This window comes from Lentzea sp., from assembly GCF_036380075.1.
Lineage (GTDB): Bacteria > Actinomycetota > Actinomycetes > Mycobacteriales > Pseudonocardiaceae > Lentzea.
Genome location: NZ_DASVFL010000290.1, coordinates 1 through 6,162 on the forward strand (window position 1 = coordinate 1; position 6,162 = coordinate 6,162).

The following is a 6,162-nucleotide window of genomic DNA, read 5'->3' on the forward strand; positions in this document are numbered from 1 at the left end:
GCCAGGAGCTTCGTGCGGTTCCTGCTGCCGTTGTCGGTGGCGGTCACGGCGGTGTGGGCGTACGTCGTGGTCTCCCGCGACACGGCGTTCCACGGCTGGACGCGGTGGGTGGTGCTCGGGGTCGCGGCGGTGGCGATCGTCGTGCTGCTGCTCGGCCTGCGGCGGGCCGGGCTGGTGGCCGCGGTCGTCGCGATGCTGCTGACACCGGCCGTGTGGTCGACGGCGACCGCCGCCACGGCCAGTTCGAACGGCGGCATCCCCTCGGCGGGACCGAACACGCCGGGCGGCGGCGGTTTCCAGGTCTTCCGGGGCGGACAACAGCCGCCCGGCGGCGTGCCGCAGCAGCGGCAGAACGGCCGGGGCGACCGCGGTCAGGCGCCCGGCGGGTTCGGCGGCGAACGGGCCTCGCTGACCGACGAGCAGAAGCGGATCCTCGACTACGCCAAGGAGCACGGCGGCGGCGCGGAGATCACGCTCGCGGTCGCCGGGTCGTCGCAGGCGGCCTCGCCGTTCATCCTCGGCTCGGACGAGGTCGTGATCGGCATGGGCGGGTTCTCCGGTTCGGACAACGCGCCGTCGGTCGACCAGCTCCAAGCGTGGGTCGCCGAGGGCAAGCTCAAGTTCGTGCTCAGCGGCGGTGACCGGATGGGCGGCGGTCCCGGCGGCCGCAGCGATCACGGCCGCCAGGAGTGGATCTCGCAGCACTGCACGGCGGTCGACCCGAGTGCGTACGGCGGATCGGCCCAGTCGCTGCTGGAATGCCGCGCGTGAGACCGGTCAGGGCACGAGTGCCCAGGCCTGCTGCGCGCTGGCCTTGCAGAACGCGAGCCAGCGGCTCTGGGTGGTGATCACGCCGTCCGAGCCGGCGCGGACCAGCGCGGCCGAGGAGTCGCGCTGGGTCTGCGGGCCCCAGTCGCCGTCGATCCCCGTCGAGTAGCCCCAGATGTACTGGCAGGCGGCCTGCACGAAGTACGTCTGGGTCGTCGAGGAGGTGGCGAACGACGAGTCGCCGCTGCCGGAGATGGCGTTGTCGACGTGCACGTGGTTGTGGTGCTCGGAGTCGTCCAGGTACGACAGCACGTGCCGGAAGTGGTGGTGCAGCGACGCGACCGTGCCCCAGTACCGGATCCGCGCGGTGCGCAGGGCGTCGCCGGTGAGGCTCCGCCACTGGTCGTAACGGGCGTTGAAGCCCGTGAAGGTGGCGCCCGTGTCGCGGTTGGTGATGAGCATGCGCGCGAGGTCGAACGCCCGCCCCTCGCCGTGCATGCCCGGCTTGTCGACGTAGGCGCCGTACGAGTAGATCTTGTGCGGCGCGGTCCAGTGGTACGGCGTCCACTTGCGCCAGTTGACGTGCCAGGTCTCCAGACGCGAGTAGAAGCCGGGCTCGTAGCGGAACGACGACGCGGCGCCGTTCACCTCGTAGTACGTCGGCTGCGAGTTGATCTCGCTCTGCGTGACGAGGGCCGCCGCGGTCGCCGGGCTGCCGCCGAGCAGCACCGCCGCCGACCCCGCCACCCCCGCGGCGAGGATGCTCCGGCGCGAAATCGATCCGTTCATGCCCGGCAGTCTTCTGCCGGGCACGAACGCGATCCCTAGTCGCGCGGCCAGTCTTGCGCCACCTCCTCGACGGCCGGTTCGTCAGGCTCCGCCTGCTCGGCGAGCATCCGTTCGACCTGGTCCCTGCCGGCACCGAACATGAAGCACATGCCGTCGACGTTAGGCGCGGCCCGTGTCCCGGGCTTCTCGATTCCTGCTCGCTGCGAGCGCACCGGCCCCGAGCGCCACGAGCAGCACGCCGAGCAGGCCCAGGCCTAGCACCGAGGCACCGGTCCTGGCCAGCGCCTGCTGGGGTTGGGGCTGGGGCTGGGGTTGTGCCGCACCGCTGGGACCGGGAGGAACGGGACCGGGCGTCGGCGGCTCCTCGGTCACCGGTTCGGCGGAGACGGCGGCCTTCGCGGTGGCCTCGGCGTTGCCGTTCCCCTCCAGGACGCGCGGCCCGAACTGGCAGACCGCGACCACCTCGCCGCGACCCAACGCCTCCTGCGGCACCACGTCGGTGACGCTGAACTTCCTGGTCTCGCCCGCCGCGAGGGTCACGCCGCGACCCGTCGGTGCCAGGTCACCCCAGCTGACCCTGGAGCCGATGTACTGCTTGCTCCCGTAGTCGAGGCAGGCCGCCTGGACGCCGTCGACCGGGACCGTGCCGGAGTTCGTCAGCGTCGCCGTGATCGTGACGGGATCCCCCGCCCGGTAGGTGGTCCTGTCCAGGTCCAGTTGCGCCTGGACCGAGTCGGTGGCCGGTCGTTCCGCGCGCACGGAGAGCTCGACGCCGGTCGGCGTGACGAGGAGGTCGTACGCCGCTCCGTCGCCCCTGGGCACCACCCAGCCGTCGGGGTGCCGGTACCCGGCGAGCCAGGGGCCGCCCTCCACCCCCTCGAACAGGAACCGCCCGTCGGAGCTGGTGGTGCGCTCGGCCCGGTTGCCGTACGCGCCCCAGATGGTGACCGCGGTGCCGGCGAGCACCTCTCCGTCGTCCTGGCGGCCGTTGCGGTTCTTGTCCCCGTAGACGACGCCGCGCACGTCACCGGCGGTCGGTGTGACCGTGGCGAGGGCGCCGAACCTGTCCTCCTTGTTGTCCTTCCGCCCGGTGAAGTTCAGGTAGCGGTCGGTGAAGCCCGCCGTCGCGTTCTGCCTGTTGTACCGGTCGGCGACGGCACCCGAGAACTCGAGCACTCGGGTCTCGCCGGGGGCGACGGTGATGCCGTCGTCCGTGGGGCGCAACGGCTGCCAGTTCCACCGGTCGTACATCGGGCTGCCCAGCGGGAACGGCAGGCGGACGTGCTCCGCGGCCCGTGTGCCGACGTTGGTGATCGTGAACTTGATGCGCATGTTCTCGTGCAGCAGGTAGTGCTGCTTGTCGAACTCGACGGTGGTGCGCAGGGCCGGTTCCGGCTCCTGGGCCAGTGCGGTCGGGGCTCCTAGAGCGAGTAACGCGGCTGCGGTCAGCGCGCCGAACCGGAGCAGGGCGCGTCTCAGCGATGTGGTGTGCACTTCATCCCCCATGGATGTGTCTTCCCGTGACGCCCCTCAACGCCGCACTTGCCCGGTTTGTTGAGTTCGGCGGCCAACTCGTGCGGAACTGGCGGAAAAATCTGCGCGTGATGCGGGCGGCGGGAGCATCCTCGTGCTGAGATCTGCGTCTTCAGGGGTGAGAGAGGGAGGCACCGTGACCGATCGCGGCGACCGCATTGTGAGTGTGCTCGAGGACGCGTTCTCGGGGCTGATGGCGGCCGACCCCGCCGCGTTCCGCCACAAGTTCCGCAAGATGGCGGCCGAGCCGTTCACGTTCTACCGGGGCAGCGCCTGCCTCTTTTACGCCGACATGGCCGAATTGCCCGATGAATGGGCCGACGACCGCACGAGTCGCATTTGGATCCAGGGCGACCTGCACGCGCAGAATTTCGGCACGTACATGGACTCCGAGGGCACGCTGGTGTTCGACGTGAACGACTTCGACGAGGCCTACCTCGGCTCGTTCACGTGGGACGTCCGCCGCTTCGCCGCGTCCATGGCCCTGCTCGGCTGGCGCAAGGCGTTGCCGGACAGCGTGATCACCGACCTGATCCGCACCTACGTCTCGGCCTACGTCGCCCAGGTCCGCTCGTTCGCGGAGCACCCGAACGACGAGCTCTTCAGCCTCCGCCTCGACAGCACCGAGGGCGCCCTGCACCGCGTGCTGCAACGAGCCAGGCTGGAGACGCGCATCGGCCTGCTGAACGAGAAGACGGTCATCGTCGACTACGAACGCCAGTTCCGCCGCGACCGCGAAGGCACCCACGAACTGACGCCGGAAGTCCGCGCCGCCGTCGAGCTGGCGTTCGAGTCCTACCTGGACACGATCCCGACCGGCAAGCGCGCCAGCAGCCGCACGTACGCCGTCAAGGACGTGGTGGGCCGCAGCGGTTTCGGCATCGGCTCGGCCGGCCTGCACGCGTACAACATCCTCGTCGAGGGCCGCTCGCAGGCGTTGGAGAACGACGTCGTGCTGTCCATGAAGCAGGCGAACATCGCCGCCCCCAGCCGCATCGTCCACGACGAACGCATCCGCGAGTACTTCACCGACCACGGCCACCGCACCGCCGTCTCGCAACGCGCACTGCAGGCCCACGCCGACCCGTGGCTGGGCAACACGCAGATCGACGGCGTCGGCTACGTCGTCTCCGAGCTCTCGCCGTACGAGGCCGACCTGGACTGGTCCGACCTCACCGAGCCCGCCGACATGCTGCCCGTCCTCGACTACCTGGGCCGTGCCACCGCCAAGATGCACTGCGTGGCCGACGAGGACTCGTCGCAGACTCTCGTCGACTTCCAGTGCGAGGAGGCCATCTCGGCGGCGATCGGGGACCGCGACGAGGAGTTCGCGGAGTCGATCGTGGCGTTCGCGCTGGAGTACGCGCAGCAGACGAGGGAGGACCACCGGCTGTTCGTGGACGCGTTCCGGGAGGGACGGATCAAGGGGGTCGACGCCACGGCGTAGTCCGGACGGCGGTATGTTTGCGGCCGATCGAACGACAGGAAGCTCGATGGCCCGCTCCGACGACGCCCGGCACAACCTCGACGAGCTGGGCGCCCTCCTCCGAACGCATCGGAAGCAGGTCGGCCTTTCCGGTGTCGAGGCCGCCCGACGAGCGGGCTTCACCCAGTCGAAGCTGTCCAAAATCGAGAACGGCGTCCTGCTGCCCGGCCCAGACGACGTCCGTCGCCTCACGACCGCCCTCGGCATGAGTTCCGCGGCCACCGGCGAAGCGCTCGAGCTCGCGCGCCTGCTGGAGATCGACCAGTCTGCACCGCGCATAGTGCTGCGCAGAGGCTCACTCACAGAGCACACCACGCTCCTGACCCGATTCGGCTCCACCGGCAGCGTCGTGGCCGCGGACCCGGCGGTGGTACCCGACTGGCTCCGGACCCGCGATTATCTGCTCGCGGCCTCCGGGCCGCTCAGCGCGCGCAACGAGCAGGCCGCGACCTCACTGCTCGCCAAGCGGCAGCGGCTCCTGGCGACGCCAGGCATCACGTTCGAGTTCTACGTGTACGAAAGCGCGTTGCGCACCCGCGTCGGGTCCTCGTCGGTCATGGCGGAGCAGATTGACTCGATCAGGAAGATGCCCCTGCAGCACCCGAACGTCGCGGTCCGGGTCATCGACAGTCACGCAGAGGTGGCGCCACCACTCCCGCACGGTTTCGAACTGCGGGACGACCGGCTCGTGGTGATGACGACGGCACCGGGCACCGCCGTGATCACCGCCGAGGACGACATCGCACCGTTCCGAGTACTCGTTGATTCGCTGCGGGAACGCGCACTCAGCGAGCACAGGTCTCAGAGCTTCCTCTCCAGGCTGGCCACGGTCTACAACCTGGAAGAACGAATCAACTTCGCCTGCTGATCCCAGGTGAGGACGTCCGGGCTCATCTGGGATCAGCAAACATGAATTGCATTCAGAACCGACCGGGGGAAGTCGGTTCGAAATCACACTGGCTCAACCACGCGTCCTGATCGGGGTAGACCCGATCAGCCTGCCCAATGACGACTCTGCGTCTCCATGGGCGTCGGAGTCGCATTGGCCTGGACCACACCAAGGCTCATTACGCCTACCAGAGTCAGCACTCCCAAGGCGATCCTGACGAGCTTGATCTTCAGCTCCTTTGATTAAGTGTTACCGGTCGGGGCTGGCTTCAACCAGGTGGAATACTTATCACACCGACACACTGCAACACCAAATCGGGGGAACGTCTGCGCTCCGGGTGACCCTCGAACGGGCGACGACGGCCGCAGGAGACAACGTCAGGTAGCAAAAAGCTTAGTAAGCCTCAGGATCGCACTCAAGAACGGGTGAGCCGGTCCGCGCTTCGGGCAGCTCGATTTCCGAGCTCAGGAGCCGAAGTTCGGCTGCCACCTGGCCGGCGCGCTCCGGGTCCAGGTCAAGGAGGATCGACTGGGCCCGTTCCATGGCTTCGATCACCCCGTCACGCTGACCGGCGATCGAGAGGATCTTCGCGAGCACCAGGAGAGCCGTCGCTTCACTGAGCGACGCTCCCGCTCGAGCGCAGAACCGAATAGCCTGACGCGCATACTGTTTAGCCTTCAACAAAGAGCCCGCCTGC

5 protein-coding genes and 1 pseudogene are annotated in these 6,162 nt (G+C 68.7%); 3 read left to right on the forward strand and 3 right to left on the reverse strand.

The features are described 5' to 3' along the window. A pseudogene (locus VF330_RS30545) lies at window positions 1-771 on the forward strand (hypothetical protein); the annotation flags it as partial. A gap of 6 nt (window positions 772-777) precedes the next feature. Here VF330_RS30545 and VF330_RS30550 read toward each other — a convergent pair. Together VF330_RS30550 and VF330_RS30555 are read right to left on the reverse strand one after the other, a co-directional pair. Further along, on the reverse strand, window positions 778-1,557 hold the full coding sequence (locus VF330_RS30550) for a hypothetical protein (RefSeq protein WP_330855162.1): 780 nt from the start codon (window positions 1,555-1,557) through the stop codon (window positions 778-780). 159 nt (window positions 1,558-1,716) lie between these two features. After that, window positions 1,717-3,063 (reverse strand): hypothetical protein, encoded by a 1,347-nt coding sequence (locus VF330_RS30555; RefSeq protein WP_330855163.1) that lies wholly within the window; start codon window positions 3,061-3,063, stop codon window positions 1,717-1,719. Window positions 3,064-3,283: 220 nt separating this feature from the next. On the opposite strand from VF330_RS30555, the gene VF330_RS30560 reads away from it, so the two are divergent. Together VF330_RS30560 and VF330_RS30565 are read left to right on the forward strand one after the other, a co-directional pair. Next, window positions 3,284-4,537, forward strand: coding sequence for a DUF2252 domain-containing protein (locus VF330_RS30560; protein ID WP_330855166.1), 1,254 nt, complete (start codon window positions 3,284-3,286; stop codon window positions 4,535-4,537). Between the two features lie 46 nt (window positions 4,538-4,583). After that, a complete protein-coding gene (locus VF330_RS30565; protein WP_330855164.1) occupies window positions 4,584-5,444 on the forward strand; it encodes a helix-turn-helix transcriptional regulator in 861 nt (286 codons plus the stop codon). A gap of 414 nt (window positions 5,445-5,858) precedes the next feature. On the opposite strand, the gene VF330_RS30570 is transcribed toward VF330_RS30565, so the two are convergent. Then, window positions 5,859-6,162 (reverse strand): hypothetical protein (locus VF330_RS30570; protein WP_330855165.1); only part of this gene is annotated, 304 nt, incomplete at its 5' end.

Excerpts from the sequence above, each read along its gene's own strand:
- VF330_RS30550 (WP_330855162.1), bottom strand. The coding sequence starts at position 1,557 with ATGAACGGATCGATTTCGCGCCGGAGCATCCTCGCCGCGGGGGTGGCG.
- VF330_RS30555 (WP_330855163.1), bottom strand. The coding sequence starts at position 3,063 with ATGGGGGATGAAGTGCACACCACATCGCTGAGACGCGCCCTGCTCCGG.
- VF330_RS30560 (WP_330855166.1), top strand. The coding sequence starts at position 3,284 with ATGGCGGCCGACCCCGCCGCGTTCCGCCACAAGTTCCGCAAGATGGCG.
- VF330_RS30565 (WP_330855164.1), top strand. The coding sequence starts at position 4,584 with ATGGCCCGCTCCGACGACGCCCGGCACAACCTCGACGAGCTGGGCGCC.